The following is a 23,618-nucleotide window of genomic DNA, read 5'->3' as shown; positions in this document are numbered from 1 at the left end:
AATCGAGTAAAGTGTTAGAATCCAAGAGCAAATCCGAAGCCGAATTCGGCAACAGCCTTGAGGGATTGGGAAAAGCAGACTCAGACCGAGGAGTCTCAACTTGCCTCACCACCCTGTGTTTAGGCTGCACGCGCTTCCGCAAAAGCGTAGTAGATGTCCCCTTGCTGGGGATAAAACAGCCCTCAGCTTATCCGGAAAATTCTCTATAACCTCAGAATTCCCCTAAAGGACTCAGCAATCCCTACCCCTGAGAAATTTCGTTGCATTTCTTAAAAAATGCTGAGTGTTATTTACTACACAAGATTGCTGGTAAACTGTCTTAAAATTGACAAACCGCGCGAATCAAGCAAAAACATCTCGGGATTGCCCCCTGTGGGTTGTGATACTATCGTAGGCAAGGCAAAAATACGCCACTCCCTGAAAAGTGACGGTTTTTCAGGCGTCATAGAGCACTGCAGCAGCAACGAAACCCTCGCGCGAGAGTACCCTGAGTTTGCCTCATCGAATAAAGTTGTCCGATCCTACAGACGCACGGATATTTGAAAAGAGTCGTGATTTTTATGAAACGCTCACCTAGAAGCAGGTTTTGGGTTAAATTTTGCGTTCACAGACCGATCGCATAAACCCGCCTGCGAGGCGATCGCCCTTTCCATCCCCGGGGATTTTCTTCTGTCTCGGCGATCGACATTAAAAAATTCTAAAAATTCTCAGGATAGTCCAAAAATAAAAACATCACCCCGGCGGGATCCTTTTTCCTCCATCCCAGGGAATTCTCTTCCCATCCCCCAATTCCCCCATCTCCACCTCAGTCAGTGATGGCGATCGCGGGAAGGGGAGTGGAAGCCACATCACACCCTCTGGGGATTTCCCTCTTTTCCACCTCCAGGTAAGCATTTTATCGAAATCACCTAAAAGGGGTAAATTTCTCGGATAACTGGGTGTTTTAAAGACACTCTCTCGGGGCGCATGAATGGACTTTTGCTGACGCGCCTGTGTCATTTCCCCATTTCCCCCAAATCCACCACTCCTGTGTCTGTACTGCACCGCATTGTTAACCTTTCTGTTAATTGTTCGATCGCCTTTTTCTTGGCATCACTCAATTGATGAATTAACCCTGATTTGTAACGCATCGCCACCCTGCTACTGGCTACTGGGTACCCCCACAGTGACTAACCTAACCGGTTAGATTGCTACTGCGATCGAACCTTTATTTCCCTAACTTTGGGGTCATTGGTATCGGTCATATTTTTCTTTAAAAAGAAGGGTTCATATCGCCTGCGATCGAATCCCAATACAAAGCACGCGATCGACCCAAGAGAGAGAATCAAACCAATTTTATGAAGCTCTAACAAATTGCCAATTCCCTCGATTTTCTCACATTAACCCCAGCATTTTCCCGATCGAACAGTTACGATGCCCCCTGCCTCTCTTTTCAAGGGGCAGGGGGGATTCGCATCTGAATGGCTTGCAGACTCTTGCCGATTATCTGTTGGCCACGACCAAGAATATACTATAGTTTCGATTGACAAAACAAAGGATTGCTAATTTCACAGACTCATTAAGTGAGGCCAGCCAAAAGCTAGAACGCCTTTTAAAATTCTCGCCCGCTACCGAGAATGATATCGCTCGCTTTCTCTCGCTCCCAATACCGGAGAAAAGTTACCCCCCTGTGTTTGGGGTATGACAACCTGCAACATCGTTCTACAGGCTTGCCGCTTGGCCACCTTATACTCAAGAGGATTCGCAACGACGTCCGTCGTGAATGCCGCATTCCGAGTTATTTGCGCTCACGAGTAACGAATCAGAATCAACAGACTCGAACCCGGCGCGATCGCGAATTGTGAAAGCTTGACCCGTGGTGGCAAAACACGCACACAAAAGAGCAGACAGAAGAACAGAAGTATAGACGCGCATGATGATTGACTCCGTTATTAGAACTCCGAACCGATATCCACAATTCTTCGATAGATTCAAAGAAAACTGTGCGGTTAGGCGTCACTTCCTCAAGCGTCCATCAGCAACTCACTCCCCAAGGTGCGGTTTAATTCGCTCGCAGGGTTTGGCAAACTGTGACATTCAAACAATTGGCGATCGCGCCTCCCCCTCGCACCAACCCCCACCGCGATCGCAACCTCCCAACTCGCCGCCCCTCCGAGGAGCGCGATCGCAGCCAACCCGCCTCAACCAATCGCCAATCGCCAACCCGAAACAACCAACCCAAAAAAAAGCCCCTCCCGGGAACCGGGAAGGACCTTCACAGTATTGAGCGATCGCGCAGTTAAGGAGAAGCCCTCAAGCCAGCCCCCGGGGAAAAGCGATCGCCCATATCAGCAGCGCCCCATCAAAACGCCTCATCATCGTCCCCCTCCGGGTAGAAATCATCCCCATCATCCCCATCAAAATCATCCGCCGACCCCTGGCTCATCCCAGAGGACAGACCCTCAGAACCGGGCGACCCCGAATCATCCGCATCGCCCTCCAAATCAGACCCCTCCATCACATCATCATCATCCTCATCCTCATCAGGCAACGCCTCATCATCATCCTCATCCTCATCGAAAGAACCAGCGCTGCGGTCATCGAGCACCACATCCGCCAACTCCTCCTCATCTTCCCCATCGAGTACCCCATCACCATAGGCACCCACTTCATCCGCCTCCGCAGACAGCTCATAAGCATTAAACCCCGTACCCGCCGGAATCAAACGCCCGATAATCACATTCTCCTTCAGCCCGCGCAACCAATCCGACTTCCCTTCAATCGCCGCCTCAGTCAGCACCCGGGTCGTCTCCTGGAAGCTCGCCGCCGAAATAAAACTATCCGTATTCAAAGACGCCTTCGTAATCCCCAACAGCACCGGGGTATATCGCGCCGGGGCACCCCCCGTAATCGACATCGCCTCATTCACCCGTTCCACCTGCTGCAACTCCACAAGCTCCCCGGGCAACATCGTCGTATCGCCGCCATCGTCCACCCGCACCTTATTCGTCATCTGGCGCACGATAACCTCAATATGCTTATCCGCAATATCAATCCCCTGCGAGCGATACACCGACTGCACCTCATTCACCAAAAACGTCTGCACCTTCTGAAAACTCTCCAGCGCCCGCTCGTACTCGCTATCCCCAGAGGACTCCAAATTAAAGAAAATCTCCACAATCTCGTGCGGATTCGCCGGACCATCCGTCAGGGGTTCCGCCGCCACCACGCGCTGACCGTCAGAAATCAGCAAATTCTGTCCCGGACCGAGCGGATAATCCGTCACCACCCCGTCATCTTCAACAATCTTCACCTCCACCGTGTCATCCTCGCCATAAACCACCTGCGACATACCCGCCGCCTTCGCCAGGATGCAAGCCTCTTTCGGCTTGCGCGCCTCCAGCAGTTCCTCAATCCGAGGCAGACCTTGGATAATATCCCCCGTCTTCGTCCGCTCGAACACCAGCAGCACCAAGTGGTCCCCGCGCTGCACCAAACTGCCATCCTCCACATGCAGCACCGCCCCTGGCGATACCCGATAGGGGCGCGCAATCCGCAGCTTCAGTTTCACAGTTTCGCGCGGCGCAAGCTGGGAAGACCCCTCGGGTCCATCCGCCGTCGGTTCTGGCGCTCCTCCCTCAGACCCGCTCGGGACCTCCAGGATATCCACCACCTGCCCGGAATCCTCCAGCTTCACCCCCGGAGCAACCTCGGTTCCTTCCAGCAGAAAGTCTCCCGCCGATACCCCCAGGGTGCGAACCGCTTCCACTTCCATCGCATCCTCGTCGCGCACCACCAGCACCCGACGAATCGCCTCCGCTCCTTCCCGGATGCCGCGCACTTCCCCAGCATCCTTGCTCTTGATTTCCGTGCGCGCCACCACCGCACCGGCTTCGATGCGATCGCCATCGCTCACCAGCAATCGCGTCTGAGTCGTCCCCTGGGTCGCATCCGCGATCGCATCCCGGCGCACCACCAGAGACTCCAAAATCACCAACTGCATCCGGTACTGCTGCACCCCAGCCCCGGAAACCCGCTCGGAATCCACCTCAGCGCCAGACATCTCCTCGCCCCCGGCATCCTCGCTTCCCGTTTCCGGAACCACTTGCGTACCCAGTGCCGCCACCTCAGACTCATCCAGGGGAATCAACTCGATATCCGCCGCCAGTCCCGGCGCATCCTGGGTAATCTCTAGCACCAACTGCGTCCGCAGCAGCTCCAAGCCCTCCACGGACTTCACCCGTTCCCCATCTTTATAGGGAATGCGCTGCACCGCCCGCAGGTGAATCGCCGCATCCACCTGTTGATTGAGCGACTCTTGCGAAGGAATCGCCGGCTCGTCCGGTATCGCATACTCCACCACCGGGCGCAGCAATACCCCAGGCCCGGTAGGCGTTTCCACGTATTCCACATAGCGCAGCTCTTCCACCTTCAGCCCCGGCAAAATCTCATCCCCAGGATTGGCAATATTCCCGCTGGGAATCGACACCTCATCCGGGTCGTCCACCATGTGGAAATCCCCCGGTTTCACCACCACTTCCCGCAGAATGTCATTTTTCTGGGTCACTTCAATGACGCCGCTGCTTTGGCACTTGATGTCTTTGACGATTTCCGTGGCCGCCTCCACATATTGGCCATCCTCCACCAGCAACAGGGAAATGTCCTTATTAATTTCGTGGCACTCCTCCGGAATCCACAGCAGGGTGCCGCCTTTGACGACTTCATAGCCCTGTTTGGCTTTCGCTTTTTTCTGCACCTCTACCCCGGCATATTTGATGATGCCACCGGTCTGGGTGTGGTAGCGCTCGTCTATCAGTTCCGCTACCACTTGATGGTTCAGAACCTTAGTCCCCGGCGTGGCTTTCAGGGAGAACATCCGATCGCTCGCCGTTTGGATGATATAGCGATCGCCCGCCATCTCTCCCGTGCCGGAACCGACAAACCCGCCGCTACCGCCGCTGTGCGAGCGCACCGTGGCCTGGTCTAGCAGCACTGAAGCGGTGATAATCTCTACCTCGCGCGGACTGGCAAAACTGTCTTGCGATTCCCCCGCCGCCGACTTCAGTCGCACGATTCCGCCATTCTGCGCCACCAGCTTCGTCAAGGCGATGGGCGTACCCACCTCCACCAGGTCGCCATTTTTCACCGTGGGTTCCGCCCCAGGCGGCAAATTATACACCTCCCCGGAAAGCACCCAAATCAGTCCCCCCCGTCCCGCAACGCGGGTGGTGTTTCCTTGGCGATCGGTTTTCTCTTCCGACACCAAATCCGCGAAATACACTTCGCCAGCCAAATCTGACGCCACGTCTTTCGTGGCCTTTTCCGTCGTCTTGCGCGTGCGTCCCGCAAGCGGAACTTCCGCCAGCAAGCTGTTAGTCTCCACTGTCGCCCCATCGGCCACCATGATGACGGTACCCTGGTTGACCGCAAAGCTCTCCGAACGTTCTCCGTCTTCCAAGCGGATTTCGCCATTCGGACTTTCCACCACAAAAGCATCCTCTCCGTGGCGCGTCCGGAAAGACCTGACTCGCAATCCGCGATCGTAGCGAATCGTTCCCGGGAAAGTCGCGATCGCAGTCCGCGCCACTTCCCCAGTGAACACCCCTCCAGTGTGGAACGTCCGCATCGTTAGCTGCGTCCCCGGTTCGCCAATAGACTGAGCGGCAATAATTCCTACCGCCTCTCCCATATCCACCAGGGTGCCGTGAGCCAAACTCCATCCATAGCACAGTTGACACACGCTGCGAGTCGCTTCGCAGGTCAGGGGCGATCGCACCAAAACCTCTTGCACCCCGCGCTTAAAAATCTTCTCCGCCGTCTCATCATCGAAAGCCGCATTCCGCCGACAAAGGGTTTCCCCCGTCTTCGGATCCACTACATCCCTCGCCGCAACTCGCCCCAACAGGCGATCGGACAAAGGAATCAATATCCGGTCCTCATCCTTCATACTCGCGATCGCAATCCCCCGCGTCGTGCCACAGTCAACCTCGCGCACGATCACATCCTGAGACACATCCACCAATCGCCGCGTCAGATACCCCGAATCCGCCGTCCGCAGCGCAGTATCCACCAACCCCTTACGCGCCCCGTAAGAAGAAATAATATACTCCGTAACCGTCAGCCCCTCCCGGAAATTCGTCTTAATCGGCAACCCAATAATTTCACCCTGCGGATTCGCCATCAGCCCCCGCATTCCAACCAACTGACGCACCTGGGAAATATTCCCCCGCGCCCCAGAAAAAGCCATCATATACACCGAATTCAGCGGATCCGACGACTTAAAATGCGCCACCACCTCATCTTTCAAAGCCTCCGACGTCCCATTCCAAGTATCGATTACCTTCTGGAAACGCTCCACCTCCGTAATCTCGCCCTTAGCATAGCGAGTCTCGGTTTTATTGATTTCAAGCTCCGCACTTTCAAGCAACGACCGCTTCGTCGGCGGCACCATCAAATCATCAACGCTAATCGACACCCCCGCCTTCGTCGCATAGCGGAAACCCAAATCCTTCAAATGGTCCGCCACCGCCGCACTGCGCGCCGTCCCATAATTCACAAAAGCCTGAGCAATCAGCTTCTTCAATTGCCCCTTATTGATGGTTCGGTTATAAAATACCAGTTGCTTTTTCGTCATCTTCTTTCCGTACAATTAACATCCCTCTCATTAACCCCAGTTCCTATCAAAAACTAAGAACCAAGAATCAACACTCAAAATCCTCACTCCGAAGCTCATCGGTCATTCGTCAAAAGACCAACAACCGATGACCGACAACTAAACCAAAGCATCCGCAATAGCTTTGTTGAAAATAATGCGACCCACAGTCGTTCGCACGTACTGGGACAACACCCTTCCCGTACCGTCCTCCCTCACCCGGGCATCCGAATAAACATAAGTCACCGTACCGTCAGAATGCGACGTTTCCTGCGGCTTTTCATCCTTAGACCCCCTATCAACCGTCCAACTATCATCCAGCCTTACCCAAACATACGCATGCAAATCAATCTGTTCCTGCTCGTAAGCAATAATCGCATCCTCCAAACTCGCAAAATACCGACCATTTCCCCGCATCGCTTTCGGGTTTTCTGCAGTTAAGTAATAACAACCCAAAACCATATCCTGAGAAGGCGTCACAATAGGCCGTCCCGTCGCCGGCGACATAATATTATTCGCCGCCAACATCAGCAACCTCGCCTCCGCCTGCGACTCCAGAGAAAGCGGCACGTGAACCGCCATCTGGTCCCCATCAAAATCCGCATTAAACGCCGGACAAACTAACGGGTGCAACTGAATCGCCCGACCCTCCACCAGCATCGGTTCAAACGCCTGAATCCCCAAACGGTGCAGCGTCGGCGCTCGGTTCAGCATCACCGGATGCCCCTCGATTACCTCCTCGAGCACATCCCACACGCTCGGATCCGACCGCTGAATCAACTTCTTCGCCGCCTTAATATTATTCACCAACCCCTGACGAATCAAGCGGTGAATCACAAACGGCTGAAACAGCTCGATCGCCATTTCCCGAGGCAACCCGCACTGGTGAATCTTCAGCTTCGGACCGACCACAATCACCGATCGCCCCGAATAATCCACCCGCTTACCCAGCAAATTCTGCCGGAAGCGCCCCTGCTTGCCCTCAATAATATCCGACAAGGATTTTAACGGACGATTATTCGCCCCCACCACCGTGCGACCCCGCCGCCCATTATCGATAAGCGCATCCACCGCCTCCTGCAACATCCGCTTCTCATTGCGGATAATAATCTCCGGTGCCAGAATCTCCTGCAACCTCGCCAAGCGATTATTCCGGTTAATCACTCGCCGATAAAGGTCGTTTAAATCCGACGTTGCAAACCGTCCCCCATCGAGCTGCACCATCGGGCGCAAATCCGGCGGAATCACCGGAATCACCGACAGCACCATCCACTCCGCCTGACTTCCCGTCGCCACAAAATTATCCACAACCCGCAAGCGCTTAATCAGCTTCGCCCGCTTCTGACCCTTAGAATTCGAGATATCCTCCCGCAGGCCCTCCGCCACCGACTCCAAATCGAGATCCTGTAGCAATCGCTGCAGCGCCTCCGCACCAATCCCCACCTCAATCCCAGACAGCTCCGTATCCTCGCTATAGAGCTGGTCCTCAATCTCCATCCAAGCATCCTCCGTCAAAAGCTGCTTGTAATTCAGATTATCCGCATTCCCCGGATTGAGTACCACATACGCATTGAAATACACGATTTGCTCCACATCCCGCAGCGGCATATCCAGCAAAATCGCAATATAGCTCGGAATCCCCTTGAGATACCACACGTGGGCAACCGGAGCCGCCAGCTTAATATACCCCATCCGATGCCGACGCACCCGCGATTCCGTCACCTCCACGCCGCACCGCTCGCACACAATCCCTCTGTGCCGAACTCTTTTATACTTGCCGCAATGGCACTCCCAATCCTTCGCCGGCCCAAAAATCCGCTCGCAAAACAACCCATCCATCTCCGGTTTTAACGTGCGGTAATTAATCGTTTCCGGCTTAGTCACCTCCCCAACAACCTGACCGTTGGGCAAAGTTCTTTCCCCCCATTGTCGAATCCGCTCCGGAGACGCTATACCGATTTTAACGTAGTCGAACCGCTGTTCGATTTTAGGCATTTGTTACTTTTCTCCATTTCGTGGTTGTGGATGTTTTTTGCCCTACCAAGTTTCAGGCCAGAGGAATTGACTCCCTCGAAAATCTTTAAAATTCCTCGCTTTTCCGGTCAGCTAATTTTTTATTAGCCGCGCACCCGTTTCGGGCATGGAAAGCTCAGCTAAACCCCCAGGGAGAGGGAAAAGAGAGTTATCGGAAAAAATCTTTTCCCCCGGTTTTTGCAGCCCCGGAAATATCCCGTTTATGCCAGGTTTATCTCTTTTTTATTCCTCCTCTTCTTCTTCTAGAGCCTCCTTCGATACCGACTCATAAGTCGGACGATTCGGCGCGCGACGGCTGGACACATCCGACATCAAATCTATTTCAATATCGCGACTGGTTCCATCATCTTGAGTCTGGACTTTATGCACCGCAATGTCCAAGCACAAAGACTGCAACTCGCGCATCAGTACCTTGAAAGATTCCGGCGTTCCCGGACGCGGGATAGCCTTGCCTTTAACGATCGCATTTAGCGCTTCATTGCGCCCCTGCATATCGTCCGACTTCACCGTTAGCAGCTCCTGCAGGGTATAGGCCGCACCAAACGCCTCCAGCGCCCACACTTCCATCTCGCCAAACCGCTGGCCCCCTTGCTGCGCCTTACCGCCCAAAGGCTGCTGCGTCACCAAGGAATAAGGCCCAGTAGAGCGCGCGTGAATCTTATCATCCACCAAATGCACCAGCTTCAGCATGTACGCCTTACCCACCGTCACCGCCCGGTCGAACGGTTCCCCAGTCCGGCCATCATAGACCAGCGTTTTCCCCGCATTCTCCGGGTCAAACAACCAATCCTTGCCGGTTTTCTCTTTCGCCTGATGCAGCTTGCCATGCACCGTCTCCCGAGACATCTGCTCGCCATACATCTCGTCAAACGGCACCACCTTAAACCGCACGTTCAGATTCTCCGCCGCCCATCCGAGCAAGCACTCGAAAATCTGGCCCACGTTCATCCGCGAAGGCACCCCCAGCGGATTGAGTACGATATCCACCGGGGTTCCATCGGGCAAATAGGGCATATCCTCCACCGGCAAAATCCGCGAAATAATCCCTTTATTCCCGTGGCGGCCCGCCATCTTGTCCCCCACCTGGATTTTGCGCTTCTGCGCCACATACACGCGCACCACCATATTCGCCCCCGGTGGCAGTTCGTCCCCCTGCTCGCGCGTAAACACCCGCACGTCCACCACCCGGCCTTTTTCGCCGTTTGGCACCCGCAAGGAATTGTCCCGCACGTCCCGGGCCTTCTCCCCGAAAATCGCCCGCAGCAGCTTCTCTTCCGGGGGTTGGTCGGATTCGCCCTTCGGCGTCACCTTCCCCACCAAAATGTCCCCGGACTCCACCCAAGCGCCAACCCGAATGATTCCCCCTTCGTCCAACTGGCGCAGGGAATCTTCCCCCACATTGGGGATTTCTCGGGTAATCTCCTCCGGGCCGAGCTTCGTCTGTCGCGCCTCAATCTCGAATTTTTCAATGTGAATCGAGGTGTACACGTCATCGTAAACCAGCCGCTCGCTAATCAAAATCGCATCTTCGTAGTTATATCCCTCCCAGGGCATATAGGCCACCAAGATGTTCTGACCCAGGGCCAGCTCTCCCCCCTCCGTGGAAGACCCATCCGCTAGCACCTGCCCCGTCACCACTTCGTCACCTTCAAAAACTAAAGGCCGCTGGTTCAAGCAGGTGTCCTGGTTCGAACGCTGGTACTTGGCGCACTCGTACTCGATTTGCTTGCCATCCGCAGACCGCACCCGGATTTTCGTGGCATCCACAAAGGTGACTTCGCCATCGGTTCGCGACACGATCGCCATCCCGCTATCCCGCGCCGCCTGGGCCTCCAGTCCCGTACCCACCAGCGGTCGTTCCGGCAGCAACAAGGGCACCGCCTGCCGCTGCATGTTCGACCCCATCAAGGCCCGGTTCGCATCGTCATGCTCCAGGAACGGAATCAAAGAGGTAGCCACGGAGATAATTTGCACCGGGGATACTGCTACGTAGTCCACGCGATCGGGCGTAGTCGTGGTGAAATCTTGCCGATAGCGCACCGCCACCGTATCCCCCAAAATATAGCCATCCTCCGACACCCGGATATCCCCCGGTGCCACCTGCAAGTCATCCTCCTCATCCGCCGTCATAAATATCGCCCCGCGTTCGCGCATTACCCGTCCGTCTTCCACCGGGTAAAACGGCGTTTCGATAAATCCATAGCCATTCACCCGCGCGTGGGTGGCCAGGGAACCAATCAGCCCCGCGTTCGGCCCTTCCGGCGTCTCGATCGGACAAATCCGCCCGTAGTGTGACGGGTGAATGTCGCGCACGGCAAACCCTGCCCGCTCCCGGGTCAAGCCCCCAGGGCCTAACGCGCTCAGTCGCCGCTTATGCGTCAGCTCCGCCAAAGGATTCGTCTGATCCATGAACTGGGACAACTGCGAAGAGCCGAAAAACTCCTTAATCGCCGCTACCAATGGCTTCGGATTCACCAAAGAAGCCGGGGTCAGGGAATCTGGCTCGGTCACTGTCATCCGCTCCCGGATAATCCGCTCTAAGCGATTTAAGCCCACCCGAACCTGGTTCTGCAGCAGCTCTCCCACGCTCCTCACCCGGCGGTTCCCCAGGTGGTCGATATCGTCGATTTGCCCGATATCAAATTCCAGGTTAATCAGGTAGTCCACGCAAGCCAGAATATCCGTCGGCGTCAGCACCCGCATCGTCTCCGGTACGCTCACCCGCAGCTTGCGATTCAGCTTGTAGCGTCCCACTCGCCCCAGGTCATAGCGCTTGGAGTCGAAAAACCGCGACTCCAGCAATTGGCTCCCCCCAGAAACCGTGGGAGGTTCCCCAGGGCGCAGCTTCTTGTAGAGTTCCATTAGGGCTTCTTCTTCGGTGAATTCGCCCTCTTTTTCGATGGTCTTTTGGAAGTATTCTGGGTGGCGCAAGGCATCGAAAATTTCGTTGTTGCTCAGCCCCAGAGCTTTGAGCAATACCTGCGCCGACAGTTTCCGCGTCTTGTCGATGCGGACCCACACTAGGTCGTTTTTGTCCGTCTCGAACTTCAGCCAGGCCCCTCGGTTGGGAATCAGGCTGGCGTTGTAGGTGCGTCGCCCATTTTTGTCGGTGTCGGATTTGTAGTAGACCCCGGGCGATCGCACGATTTGGTTGACGATGACCCGCTCGGCCCCGTTGATGATAAAGGTTCCCCGCTCGGTCATTAGCGGCAAGTCGCCGATGAAGACCTCTTGCTCCTTGATTTCGCCGGTTTCCTTGTTAATCAGCCGCGTGGGAACGTACATCTGCACCGCATAGGTGCTGTCGCGACGCTTGGCTTCGTCAACGCTGTATTTCGGACATTTGAGCCTGTAGTCTTTCCCCATGAAGTGAAGCTCGAGCTTACCCGTGTAGTCGGTAATCGGGGAAAAGCTATCGAGTTCTTCAATCAGTCCGTATTCCAGAAACCAGCGAAAGCTGGAGCGTTGGATTTCTACCAGATCCGGTAAGGTGAAAGCAGTTGCTGTTAGCTGTTGGTTCGTCATTTATTTTTTACCGAGAACGCTTTATTTCTATGTCAGGTGGCGTCAGCTAAAGGTGGGTTTCCAATCTCGTTTGTCAGGTGTCGTTTCTCATTTGTCCCCTGTCGGCTGTCATTTGTCCTAGGTCCAATGACCCGTTCCCCCACAACCCGTTACCACAGGAGCAACTGGCGGCTTGCAGTATTTCACGGTTTAACTCGTTGCTTGAAATAGAACTTACCCAGAGTAGATCTGCCTGTGCGTTGCTTGCTCTACCATCCGCTTGGCAAGGGGTGCGATCGCCATTTAGCTCCCTTTCGGAGAGTTCCCGAAGCTCGGGTAAATTTAATATTCTAGTTTTTTTGCGCTGTTGTGTCAATGGCTTTGTTGGGAGTTGCTGGGTCTTGTGCTTACAATTGCCAGCGCTTTCTACTTGCGGATCCTTTCCCCTTGGGGGAGGGTTGCGCTCTTCTAAATCAAGCTAAAAAGCCGATTGGCATTTTCGGTGGTTTCCGAGGCAAGACTCTCTAAGGAGACCCCCCGCAGCTCAGCAATTTTTTCGGCCACGTATCGGACATAGGCGGGTTCGTTCCGTTTACCCCGTTTGGGTACGGGAGCCAAAAATGGACAATCGGTTTCTACGAGCAACCTATCTTTCGGCACTTGGCAAGCTGATTCTTGGAGGGCTTTGGCATTTTTGAAGGTGACTATCCCGCTAAAGCTGATGTAGAACCCTAAATCCAGAAACCATTGGGTTTCTTCCGGCGTTCCTCCCCAGCAGTGCATGACTCCTTCGACCCTGCCATACTCATCCCAAAAAGAGCGCAATATCTGTGCCATCTCAAAAGCAGCATCCCGACAGTGAATGATGACTGGCTTATTCACCCGTTGGGCTATTTTGAGCTGCTCTACGAATACTTCTTTCTGCTGTTGGGGATTGTCTGCTTTATAAAAGTCCAATCCAGTCTCGCCGATCGCCACCACTCGTGGCTCCCTCAGCGCTCGAGTTGCGATCGTCTCTCCCATGTTGGCTGTCCACTGGTGCGCCTCTAAGGGGTGTAAACCCACGGCGAAGGACATTTCCGCAAAACGATCGGCTAATGCTTTAATGCTCGCAAATTCTTCTGGTTGGACACAGGAATGAACCAAACGCACAACCCCGGCTTCCCGCCATCGTTCGCGTACAGCCTCTATATCTTGCGCGAATCGATCGAAATTTATGTGAACGTGGGTATCTATCAATTGCATCGGTGTAGTCACTCTGGGGACGGAATATCCCACGGCTGCACTTTCAGAGTCTCCATATCGGAGGCGCTTGGGGCGCTTTGGGAGGCTCCAACCAGTGGATCCTTGGGTGGGGCCTCTTTACCTTTTACTGGAACGAGGGTTTCCTCGCATGAATATTCACGGAAAATACCTCGATACGTTTGGAAGCCCTGTCGCTTTAGCGCAGGGAGGAAAAACGAACGGCGACTTTAGTCGCCTATAGAGTATGAGCAAACGCATAAGCATAACCATCCCTTTTGTGAATTGGTTGGCAATACCTATGGCTAATTCCAGACACCCGACCCGATTGAGTCGTAATATCAAAGCTGCCGGATGCGCGACAGAGAACTCGCCCAACATAAGACCCAATTTTCTTGCCCTTAGTGACAATGGCAGTAACGATATCGCCAGTGCGAAATCCTTGATGAATTTGCACCCGCGAGCGGTGACGCTTTGGAAACCCAAACTTGTCAGTGCCACACATCTGTCGAGTCCCATGTCCTTTTGCTGCAATTAACAACGGGTTTGTAGTCAGGACTTTAAGTGAATCAATTTTCCCAACACTGGCAGCATCTAGCCAGTGGGTTTTGGGTAGGTTTAATCGAGTCCGATTAAACTTGGTTTGTCCCCCCGTGCCTGTCGCCACAGGTAAACCTGTTTGTTTCAGGGCATTGAACAACGCCCACCGGGTTAAATTGACGGCTGCCGCATCTTTGAGCGGTGATTGGGACTGCTTCAGGATACGGTTCAATAGGCTAGGCTTGCCTGATAAAAAGTCTCGAATGTCCCGATTGCTTTTGGATTGATTGCATGAGTGGCAAGCCAGGGTCAGGTTAGAGACCCGGTCAGTGCCTCCTTTCGACCGAGGATGAATATGCTCAAGTTCAAGTGGCAGATTTTCAGCTCCACAGTAAGCACATTTCCGATTCCATTTCTCTAATAAATATTCCCTGACTTCATAGCCTTGCAATTCCCCTTGCTGGTACTCAATGCCCGATATCTCAGGGTTCTGTATGAGTTGCAGGTCGAACCGTACTAGCTCTTGAGCAATGCGGGCAATTGGGGCTAGCCTGCGGAAGCGGTTAACCCATGTCATTGTGGTGTCTACCCGATGTTGTAGGCTAGGGGGAAGCCAACCTTTTGGACGAGTTCGATTCAGAAATCGAGCTTGGCGATAGCGGGTTTTGCGATTTCGCCTGCTTCGTCGTAATTGACGACGGGACAGCAGCGCATCCTTGATTTGCTGCCCTCGGTGTTCAAGCTCCGCCCCGAAGATTACCTTCGTACCCTGTACAACTGCAATTCCTGTGACCTGAGAACCCGGATCGAGTTTAAGTTCTAGGTCTTGTACGGGGATTTCTGGGTAGGCTTGTTTGAGTATGATGGTGAACGGATAACGGCGAAATACGGCGGCATTCCCTGTACTGAGGAGTCGCCGAGCTTTCCCCGGATGCACTCGGTCCAGTGGCCGCTTGTTGGTGTCTAAGACAAAGATAAAATTTGACATTGAATCTCCGTTAAACGGGTAATGTTCTCCTCGCCAATGTTTTTTGGGCTTGTTAGGCTAACGGCACTGCCTTACCCCTCCTAGGGCTGTTTAACCGTTAGCGACAGGGCGACAAACACCGAAAGCATTTGTCGGTGCCATGACCCTAAAAACTTAGCCCCCAAAGGGCTTAGGCTGGTCAGCTATTTGAAGCTGGAGGCATGAAGCCCCCGTGCTTCAGCCGGGGGTGCTGACAAGCTGCTTTACTCCTGGGTTTTCCTGGCGGTTTTCGGGATTTCCGCATCCGCCACTACCCCAAGGAGCGGATTTCGGTTGCGATCGCCGAGGGTGCAATTTGTCGTCAAACCTGCCCCAACATTTTCCCCAGCTCGCTTTTCTGGGATCCATACCTTTGGCTGACGATCTGTAGCAACGGCGAAATCAAGCTCGTTTTTAGCCGCGCGCCCTTGTCGATTCAGGGGGCTACGGTGCCACCGATGGAACCCTCGCAGGTGTTTTATGCAGCCATGAAAATTTTACCACCAGTCGCTTTTTTTTGCCTGATTTTTTCGGCATCAAACAGCTTTCCCGGTGGCGACTGCCTATGTTCTGGAGTTGTCAGGAGTTTGAGTCCTTCTGACAAACAGGGTGGTTGTCGTGACTCATGGCTGAGATTGCCCTAACCGCTGGAGACGGGCGATGGGACGCGCTTTCGCGCCACCCGCGACGCTTCCCCCTGAGTCACTTGCTAAGATGCGGCAGCAGTGGTTTCGCCAACGCTTTTGAGCGCTTTGGCTAGCTGCGATTTCTTCCGTGCCCCGTTGTTCCGATGCAGGACGCCTTTTTTGACGGCTTTATCAATTTTGCTGTAAGCCACATTCTTTCGGCTGTAGACTTCTTGGAGCAACTCGGGGTTGGGATTGTTGCGGTACTCTTCAATGACCGCAAAACAGTTCTTCATCAGGGTTCTCACCGCTGACTTGTAAGATTTATTACGCAAACGGTTGCGCTCGGAAATTTTGACGCGCTTGATAGCAGACTTGATATTAGCCACAGTTGATTCGCGAAAAACTCAATCGAAATAGTACAAACATACAAAATCCTAGATAATCTACTATAACACCAGATCTGGCGCAAATGCTGATGGAAGCGAAAATCCAGGTTAAGCTAGAGAAGAAGGGAAAGGAAAAGCCGTTGCATCGGTAGTCTCGGTTGATGTGGCGGATGACTTTCCCGGTCGGGCAACACCTGAAGATTACCTCCTAACTCCATGTTGCGAATCATTACACAGCTGGCTGAGGCAAAAGCTGAACTCCGGCGAATCTGCGATCGCACTCACGACGACCAAGTTGTCCACAAAGAGGCAACGGTGCGTGAGGTTCTACAGGCTGTCAAACGTCAAGGCGACCGAGCACTCCTGCATTATACGGCTGAATTCGACGCGCAACACCTCAAAGCCGAGCAGTTGCGCGTCAGTGGCTCCGAATTGGATGCTGCCTATCAGCAGGTTCCCAAGGAATTACTCGATGCGATTCGCCTCGCCAAATTTCAAATCGAGGCATTTCATCGACAGCGCATCCCCAAATCTTGGGTTCAATTTGGGGATGATGAAATTGTTCTGGGTAAACGCTATACCCCGGTGGATAGGGCTGGACTCTACGTTCCGGGTGGCACAGCGGCATATCCCAGTACAGTGTTGATGAATGCCATTCCGGCTAAAGTGGCCGGCGTGCATAGGATCGTTATGTGTACTCCTCCCGGACCCCAGAGTACGATAACCCCTGCCGTGCTGGTGGCAGCTCAAGAAGCGGGCATCCAGGAAATCTATCGCGTGGGTGGCGCTCAGGCGATCGCTGCTTTGGCTTACGGCACGGAAACCATCCCTAAGGTAGATGTCATTACCGGTCCGGGTAATATATACGTCACCTTGGCAAAAAAACAGGTCTACGGAACGGTGGGGATCGACTCCCTAGCCGGTCCTTCGGAAGTTCTGATCGTCGCCGATTCGAGCGCGAAGCCGGTGCATGTGGCGGCAGATCTGTTGGCGCAAGCCGAACACGATCCGATGGCTGCCGCCATTCTGATTACCACCGATTCTGGCTTAGCTCGCAAGGTGGTCTCGGAAGTGGACATGCAGCTTGTGGATCACCCGCGCCGCACCCTGACGGAAAAAGCGATCGCTCACTATGGCTTGGTGGTGGTGGTGGATTCTTTATCCACTGCAGCCGAACTCTCTAATGCGTTTGCCCCGGAACACCTAGAACTCGAAGTGGCTGAACCTTGGGATTTACTCGATCGCATTCGCCATGCCGGTGCCATCTTCCTGGGCAATTCCACTCCGGAAGCGGTGGGCGATTACCTCGCCGGCCCTAACCATACCCTCCCGACCTCTGGATCGGCTCGCTATGCCTCCGCCTTGGGGGTAGAAACTTTTCTCAAGCACTCGAGCCTGATTCAATATTCTCCCAAAGCACTCCAAAAAGTCGCGGGTGCGATCGACCAGCTTGCCACAGCGGAGGGTCTTTTCTCTCATGCCGAGTCCGTGCGACGGCGAACTCAAGACAATCCCTAAACTCAGCACTCGGTGGCTTTCCCAACCCACCCGCTTGCCACCGACTCCGTTCAGGGGTAGGCAAGTCCGCCCTTCTGGCTCTCGATCGCCTCCCCTCCTATGCCGATTGATTTCAGTCGGCTTTTTTATTTCCCCAGCTATCCGCCCCTCATCCCCCCATCGGAGGTGGCAACACCCTGGCAACTTTTCTTCCCTCTCCCGCGCTTTGCCGCGTTGCCCCTTCACCCCACCAGGGATTGAGGAAGACCGTGGCGAACCCCGATCGAGACCGCCGCGCGCCGAATCCGTCTCGATCGCCTAAAAATTCCCCTCCTGTTTCGCCTCCCCCAGGGGCGGTGCGGATTCGCCCTAGCCATTCTTTGGCTATAGACCTTTTTTAAGCTACCGCTCCCTCCACTGTCAAATCCCTGTGGTGCGAATCCCCACCCCTCCCCTCCCCTTTCTTTTCACAACCCCCTGGAATATTCTCCATGAACCACCACCCCTCCCTCAACAAAGCAACCCGCCTCAAAACCTCATAGAAGCGATCGCCTCGTAACTTCCCCAAGCGCAATTTTGTCAGAGAATACCGCTACACTATGCCTTGAACGAAATTGTTTCGGGAAAGACGGTTTCCCCCAAAAACCCTGCCTTTCCCCCAACACCCCCTTTTTCAGCCTTCAGCCAGCATTTAGGAGACATCTGTAGTGATTAATACAATTCTCGTGGCGCTTGATGCATCTGAGCTATCCGAGCAAGCGATCGCCACCCTTCATAACCTCAAGCTCGAAACCATGACCCAAGTCATCCTCGCTCACGCGATTGCCAATCATCACTCCGACTTGGATCTCGTTGTGGATAGACCCACCGCCGAAACCGAAGCATTGCCTTATCGCACCATTGAAAAGCAGCTCCAAGCCTATCAAGAAAAAATCCCCTGCAACAGCCAAATTGAAATCGTCAGCGGCGATCCAGCCGAAGAAATCGTGCGTTTAGCCAACATTTACCAGGCCGATCTGATTTTAATTGGAAACCGGGGATTAACCGGCATCAAACGCATTGTTGAAGGTTCCGTCAGTGCTCAAGTCGTCGCAGATGCACCCTGCTCGGTTCTGGTCATCAAGCCAAAATAGCATCGAGCGGATCGGTTGGACGACTCAACTTGTCCCGTTGCGCGGCGGGATATGCCCTTAAAAGGGGTAAACCTGAAATGAGAAAACCACCCCATTATCTTGCAAGGACTCCCCGCGACGCTCAATATCGCTGAGGGGAAACCCCCAATCCAACCGCGCGCTAAATCGCTCGTGCTGCCAGCGCACTCCCAAACCGCCACTGACCAATGTATTTGGAGAAGCCACCTTGCCGCTGGTTTGCCAAACCGTTCCCACATCGATAAATGGAGCCATTTGAATCGATCCCCACCCTTCGGGGTCGCGAACCAGTGGCACGCGCAATTCCAGGGATGCGATCGCCCCGTTGTCTCCCACTCTTTGATTTTGGCGATATCCGCGCACGGTATCGATGCCCCCAACACTAAACTGCTCCAGAGGCAACAAAGAATTCGGCGTTAGCTGAGTGGCAAAGCGCGCCACGCCGAGCACATCTCCCCCTAAATCTTGCACCCATTGAAACTGTCCCAACCAACTGACAAACTGACCGTCGGGTTCGTTGTCTCGTGCCGTCGCCCCTAACAGATCCAACCCCACGCTAAACTGCGATCGCGCCGCTAACACTAGCTTCGGCGTGCGCCTCACCCACTCTTGCGTCAATCGCAGGGCCGTCACCTTCGATTCTCCCTTTTCCGGTCCGGAGGAAAACGAAAACGGCATGTCCTCATACAAAAATGTCCGACTTTGACGCCAATCTGCCGCCACAGACAAGGCAAATTCCTCCTCGGAACTTTGCACGATCGGTTGCCGAAACCCGATCGAAACCGTCTGGGTGCGTCCCTCAATCTCCAATTCATCAAACGGATCTTCAATAATATTGCTGTCACTATTGCGATAGCGCAAGCTTAGGGTGCCATTGCGAGCATTCATCGGCACTTCGTAACGAATATCGTAATCATTCACCCCAGCCGTGCGACCATATTCCGCCCGAATCGCATCGCCGAAACCAAGCACATTATTGTGACTGAGGGCGGCACTATAGCGGATCGAACCCACAGTGGGGGAGTCGTAATTTTCTACCTTCAACACGCCAGACATCGCCGACGCCTCGGTAACGTTTAACGTCAACACACTCCGCCCGGGGGTGGTTCCCGCTTTTAACTGCGCCCGAACCGAACTCAAACGCGGGTCGAGTTGCAACAGTTGCAAGGCTTGTTCGAGGGCGTAGAGGTCGATGGGAGGATCCGCTGCTAAGCCAATGCGATCGCGCAGGTAGCTTTCTGTGAGTCGGTTCAATCCCTCAATCTCGATCCGTTCCAATTCCCCCTCTACTGCTTGAATCTCGATCGCTCCATCGGATACATCCTGGGGCGGCAAAAATGCCCCGGAGGTCACGTACCCATGCGCTACATACAAATCGGCTATGCTCATCCGAATCGCTAACAGGTCTTCAAATGTGGCCGATTTGCCTTCATAAGGACCGACTACGCGCTGGATTTCTTCTGGGGAAAATACGGTATTTCCCAACACTGTGACCTCGCGCACCATCACCGTTGTCCCGGGTGCGGATGCAGGGGTTTCTGGCGCGGTTTCCGGGGGTGTCACTGAGGGTGCAGGTTCGGTGGGCATTGGGGTGTCTGGCAAGCGCTCCCAATCCGGCGATTGCGGCTCTACGGTTCCTGGCGGAATCTGTGGAATGGTCTGAACCCATAACACCGGGGGCGGGGTTTCCATCCCCCGGACAAACTCACCGGGGGGATCGGTGCAATTGCCAGCCACGGTATTGGCGTTGAACGCAATCGAACCCGTAACTCCTCCGAGAAAAATGGCGATCGTGAATTTTATTTGTCCCATAAAACCCTAGGCGAGGATAGTATTTTTTTATAAAGTACAATGAGTCTCGGAAAACTCTGGAGTCTAACTTCAGTTAATTGGTGTAATGCTGCCTGTCATCTATTTATTCCTTTACTTGAAAAAGGCTAACACGATCGGCGAACAGTTCCCGATTCCCCGCCTGCTTACTGCCGAAAGGAATAGTAGGGTGCCAATTTGGTATGGCTTGCAGGCTGCACTTTCCTCTGCTTTGCCTATTTCTATTTCGGGGTATTTTATTTTAAAACAACCCGTTTTTGTCGGCTTTAATGCTCAAGGAATTTTCGATTTTCCTGAAATTTAGTCGGAGGACTATGATAAATAAATCGCCCATTTAACAATGAGATTAAAAATGAAGGGGATAAAAATGAATCGTAGATGCTTTCAGCCCTCTGGGTGCCTCTCTCGGCGTCGGCGCTTTGCTAAATCCCTGGGGTTATTTTTGGCAGGAGTTTTTTTGGTGGGTATTCTGGGAATATTTCCGGGGAAAGAATTCTGGGCGAGTGAATTTTTCCCCACAAAAGCCACCGGGGTGGAACTGCCGGTGGAGTCTCTGGTGCAACGGGGAATCGATCGCTATCACGCCGGGGAATTTGTCGGGGCGATCGCCCTGTGGCAAGATGCTTTATCCCAACTCGATGCCACGATTGGATGCGAGTCTGAAGTGGATTGCGCTGTGGTATATGGCAATTTAGCTCGCGCTTATCGCGAAATCGGACAGCTCGATCGCGCAATTCTCAATTGGCAGCAGGCATTTGAGATTTATCAAATACACCTGGAAACCCCAGGTGCCTCTCGAGAGGCGATCGCTATCGAGTTAGCCCGGTTACTCAGCGATCGCGCACAAGCTTATAACGAGTTAGGACAACATCAACAGGCAATCGAACTGTTGGCAAAAGCGCAAGACTATGTTAAAAATACCCCAGATTCTCTGACTGAAGCAGCCATTCAAGGTGCCCTGGGAAATGCTTATTGGGGTGCTGGGCAATACAAAGCCGCGATCGCCGCACTGACCGAGAGTTTAGAAATTTCTCGCAATTTACAGCATTCTGCTTACGTGGCAACTGCCTTAAATCATTTAGGAAATGTTTACCTCAGTCGCTCCAAACGCTTTCAATATCAAGCCAATGTGGCTAACTTAGAAGGGGATGTTTCGGAACGAGAGCGCTTGTTGGATCTAGCTGCCACCAACCTCCAATCCGCTAAAACCTCCTTCGAACAAAGCGCCAGTGAAGCCGCAACCATCGGCAGCATTAAACAAGTCACGGCGTTGTTAAATCTTAACCGCGTTTTGGCTCGATTATCCCGCGATTCCACCGTGGATTTTCGCCGGGAAATCAGGGAAAATCGCGATCGCGCTCTAGAGATTCTCGCCACTGCACCGGATTCTCGCGCTAAAGCCAGAGCTTTGATTAATATCGCTTCTTCGTCGCGTCTTTCCATGTCCTCGGAAAACCGCAAACAATTGTTAAACGCAGCGATAACTGTGGCGCAAAATCTCGGCGATCGCCGCACGGAATCTTTTGCCCTCGGTAGCTTAGGGCATCTTTACGAAGAGGCGGAGGACAATTCCACCGCTATGGAACTGACTCGACAAGCTGAATTTGCCGCGCAAGAAGTGCAGGCGGCGGAAAGTTTATATCGGTGGGAGTGGCAAGCCGCGCGCCTGTTCAAAGCACAGGGCAACATTGAAAACGCCATCTCTGCTTACAATCGCGCGATCGCTACCTTGCAAACTATTCGCAGCGATATTCTCGCCGCTAACCCGGATATTCAATTTGACTTTCGCGATGCTGTAGAACCGGTTTATCGCGAACTGATTGCCTTGCTATTAAACAGTAGCATGGAGCGGGAATTTTCCCCCAACCCGTCAACGGAAAATTTTTCCCGATTTTCTTCGCATTCAACCCTCGCATATTCTGCCCAAAATCAATCGAAAATTCACGAAGCTTTAAATATTTTAGATTCCCTTAAATTAGCTGAATTGCGGAATTTCTTTGGCGATGATTGTGTGGAAGTCGCACAAGACACTGCCGATAATCAGTTGGAGGCAGATGCAGCAGCAATCTACTCGGTTATTTTAGGCGATCGCACGGAACTGATTTTAGAATTACCCGGAAATTCCCAACAACCGCCTCTGCTGAAACGCTATCCCATAGAAATTTCCGCCTCCGAATTACAAGCTAAAATTAATCAGTTTCGGGAATTTCTCGAAAAACGCTCTACCTATGAATATATCACCTACGCTCAAAACTTATACGACATTCTCATTCGTCCTTTAGAACGGGATTTAATCCTGGCTCAACCGAAAACATTAGTATTTATTCACGATGGAGTTTTGCGAAAAGTGCCGATGGCAGCGCTTAATGATGGAGAAAAATTTTTAATCCAAAAATATGCGATCGCTACCACTCCCAGTCTCAGCGTCACCACCAATTCCTCCCAAAAATCTCGACAGCTCAAAGCCCTAACATTGGGTTTAACCGTTGCAATTCCACCCTTTTCCGCTCTCAACAATGTAGCCACCGAAGTAGAGCGAGTCAATTCTATTTTAGGCGGCGCTAAACTGCTCGATGAAGAGTTTACCACCACTCGATTGGTCGAGCAATTAGAAAAAGGCGAGTATCCTATCGTTCATATGGCCACCCACGGCAAATTTGGTGTAGATTCGGACAATACTTTTTTGCTTTCTTTTGATTCTAAAATTACAATTGAGCAAATCGATAACCTGTTGCGTTCCTATCGCGATCGGCAACAGCCGGTGGAACTCCTAACCCTCAGCGCTTGTCAAACCGCAGCAGGTGACGATCGCGCTGCCTTGGGTATTGCTGGAGTGGCAGTTCGCGCCGGGGTCGAAACCGCTTTAGCCACTCTGTGGTTCATTAACGACGCCGCCACCGTTCCGCTGATTGAAGAATTTTACACTCAGCTACAACAACCCAACATTTCTAAAGCACAAGCCCTCCAAAAAGCTCAAATTAAAATGATTGACAACCTCGCTTACAACCATCCCGCCGTGTGGTCGCCGTTTATTTTAATCGGCAATTGGCAATAAAATTGGTCATTGGTCAATTGTCATTGGTTATTGGACAAAGGAGAAAGGAGAAAGGAGAAAGGAGAAAGGAGAAAGGAGAAAGGAGAAAGGAGAAAGGAGAAAGGAGAAAGGAG

13 protein-coding genes are annotated in these 23,618 nt (G+C 53.1%); 6 read left to right on the top strand and 7 right to left on the bottom strand.

Annotated elements, in window-relative coordinates; genetic code table 11:
• Nucleotides 1-11: 11 nt before the first annotated feature.
• Both LKK83_RS10100 and LKK83_RS10095 read left to right on the top strand, forming a co-directional pair.
• Complete coding sequence (locus LKK83_RS10100) at nucleotides 12-209, top strand: hypothetical protein (protein ID WP_324630967.1); 198 nt, start codon at nucleotides 12-14, stop codon at nucleotides 207-209.
• 1,860 nt (nucleotides 210-2,069) lie between these two features.
• Nucleotides 2,070-2,282, top strand: a complete 213-nt coding sequence (locus LKK83_RS10095) for a hypothetical protein (protein WP_324630966.1) — start codon at nucleotides 2,070-2,072, stop codon at nucleotides 2,280-2,282.
• Nucleotides 2,283-2,341: 59 nt separating this feature from the next.
• Here LKK83_RS10095 and LKK83_RS10090 read toward each other — a convergent pair whose 3' ends face one another.
• The 6 genes from LKK83_RS10090 to rpsT all read right to left on the bottom strand — a co-directional run bounded on the left by LKK83_RS10090 (nucleotide 2,342) and on the right by rpsT (nucleotide 15,972).
• Nucleotides 2,342-6,613, bottom strand: a complete 4,272-nt coding sequence (locus LKK83_RS10090; RefSeq protein WP_324630965.1) for a DNA-directed RNA polymerase subunit beta'' — start codon at nucleotides 6,611-6,613, stop codon at nucleotides 2,342-2,344.
• Between the two features lie 138 nt (nucleotides 6,614-6,751).
• Complete coding sequence (locus LKK83_RS10085; protein WP_324630964.1) at nucleotides 6,752-8,626, bottom strand: DNA-directed RNA polymerase subunit gamma; 1,875 nt, start codon at nucleotides 8,624-8,626, stop codon at nucleotides 6,752-6,754.
• Nucleotides 8,627-8,887: 261 nt separating this feature from the next.
• Nucleotides 8,888-12,190: a DNA-directed RNA polymerase subunit beta gene (gene rpoB / locus LKK83_RS10080; RefSeq protein ID WP_324630963.1), complete on the bottom strand. Its 3,303-nt coding sequence runs from the start codon at nucleotides 12,188-12,190 to the stop codon at nucleotides 8,888-8,890.
• A gap of 447 nt (nucleotides 12,191-12,637) precedes the next feature.
• Entirely contained in the window at nucleotides 12,638-13,414 is a 777-nt protein-coding gene (locus LKK83_RS10075; RefSeq protein ID WP_324630962.1) for a TatD family hydrolase, read from the bottom strand.
• Nucleotides 13,415-13,649: 235 nt separating this feature from the next.
• Nucleotides 13,650-14,939, bottom strand: coding sequence for an RNA-guided endonuclease IscB (gene iscB / locus LKK83_RS10070; RefSeq protein ID WP_324630961.1), 1,290 nt, complete (start codon nucleotides 14,937-14,939; stop codon nucleotides 13,650-13,652).
• A 727-nt stretch (nucleotides 14,940-15,666) separates the two neighbouring features.
• A complete protein-coding gene (rpsT, locus tag LKK83_RS10065) occupies nucleotides 15,667-15,972 on the bottom strand; it encodes a 30S ribosomal protein S20 (RefSeq protein WP_324630960.1) in 306 nt (101 codons plus the stop codon).
• Nucleotides 15,973-16,188: 216 nt separating this feature from the next.
• Between rpsT and hisD the strand changes: the two genes are divergently transcribed.
• Nucleotides 16,189-17,490 carry a histidinol dehydrogenase gene (hisD, locus tag LKK83_RS10060; protein WP_324630959.1) on the top strand — a complete coding sequence of 434 codons (1,302 nt, stop codon included), beginning with the start codon at nucleotides 16,189-16,191 and terminating at the stop codon, nucleotides 17,488-17,490.
• 686 nt (nucleotides 17,491-18,176) lie between these two features.
• Nucleotides 18,177-18,602: a universal stress protein gene (locus LKK83_RS10055; protein ID WP_324630958.1), complete on the top strand. Its 426-nt coding sequence runs from the start codon at nucleotides 18,177-18,179 to the stop codon at nucleotides 18,600-18,602.
• Nucleotides 18,603-18,659: 57 nt separating this feature from the next.
• Here the strand turns inward: LKK83_RS10055 and LKK83_RS10050 are convergent, their stop codons facing one another.
• A complete protein-coding gene (locus LKK83_RS10050) occupies nucleotides 18,660-20,432 on the bottom strand; it encodes a ShlB/FhaC/HecB family hemolysin secretion/activation protein (RefSeq protein ID WP_324630957.1) in 1,773 nt (590 codons plus the stop codon).
• An 85-nt stretch (nucleotides 20,433-20,517) separates the two neighbouring features.
• Here LKK83_RS10050 and LKK83_RS10045 point away from each other — a divergent pair, with 85 nt between their 5' ends.
• A complete protein-coding gene (locus LKK83_RS10045; protein ID WP_324630956.1) occupies nucleotides 20,518-20,754 on the top strand; it encodes a hypothetical protein in 237 nt (78 codons plus the stop codon).
• A gap of 156 nt (nucleotides 20,755-20,910) precedes the next feature.
• Nucleotides 20,911-23,505, top strand: coding sequence for a CHAT domain-containing protein (locus tag LKK83_RS10040; protein WP_324630955.1), 2,595 nt, complete (start codon nucleotides 20,911-20,913; stop codon nucleotides 23,503-23,505).
• Nucleotides 23,506-23,618 lie beyond the last annotated feature (113 nt).

Source organism: Phormidium sp. CCY1219 (assembly GCF_035615515.1).
GTDB lineage: Bacteria > Cyanobacteriota > Cyanobacteriia > Cyanobacteriales > Laspinemataceae > CCY1219.
This window is presented reverse-complemented; position numbering and strand designations above follow the sequence as displayed.

Excerpts from the sequence above, each read along its gene's own strand:
- rpoB (WP_324630963.1), bottom strand. The coding sequence starts at position 12,190 with ATGACGAACCAACAGCTAACAGCAACTGCTTTCACCTTACCGGATCTG.
- LKK83_RS10075 (WP_324630962.1), bottom strand. The coding sequence starts at position 13,414 with ATGCAATTGATAGATACCCACGTTCACATAAATTTCGATCGATTCGCG.
- LKK83_RS10050 (WP_324630957.1), bottom strand. The coding sequence starts at position 20,432 with ATGGGACAAATAAAATTCACGATCGCCATTTTTCTCGGAGGAGTTACG.
- LKK83_RS10085 (WP_324630964.1), bottom strand. The coding sequence starts at position 8,626 with ATGCCTAAAATCGAACAGCGGTTCGACTACGTTAAAATCGGTATAGCG.
- iscB (WP_324630961.1), bottom strand. The coding sequence starts at position 14,939 with ATGTCAAATTTTATCTTTGTCTTAGACACCAACAAGCGGCCACTGGAC.
- LKK83_RS10045 (WP_324630956.1), top strand. The coding sequence starts at position 20,518 with ATGCTGCCTGTCATCTATTTATTCCTTTACTTGAAAAAGGCTAACACG.
- LKK83_RS10090 (WP_324630965.1), bottom strand. The coding sequence starts at position 6,613 with ATGACGAAAAAGCAACTGGTATTTTATAACCGAACCATCAATAAGGGG.
- hisD (WP_324630959.1), top strand. The coding sequence starts at position 16,189 with ATGTTGCGAATCATTACACAGCTGGCTGAGGCAAAAGCTGAACTCCGG.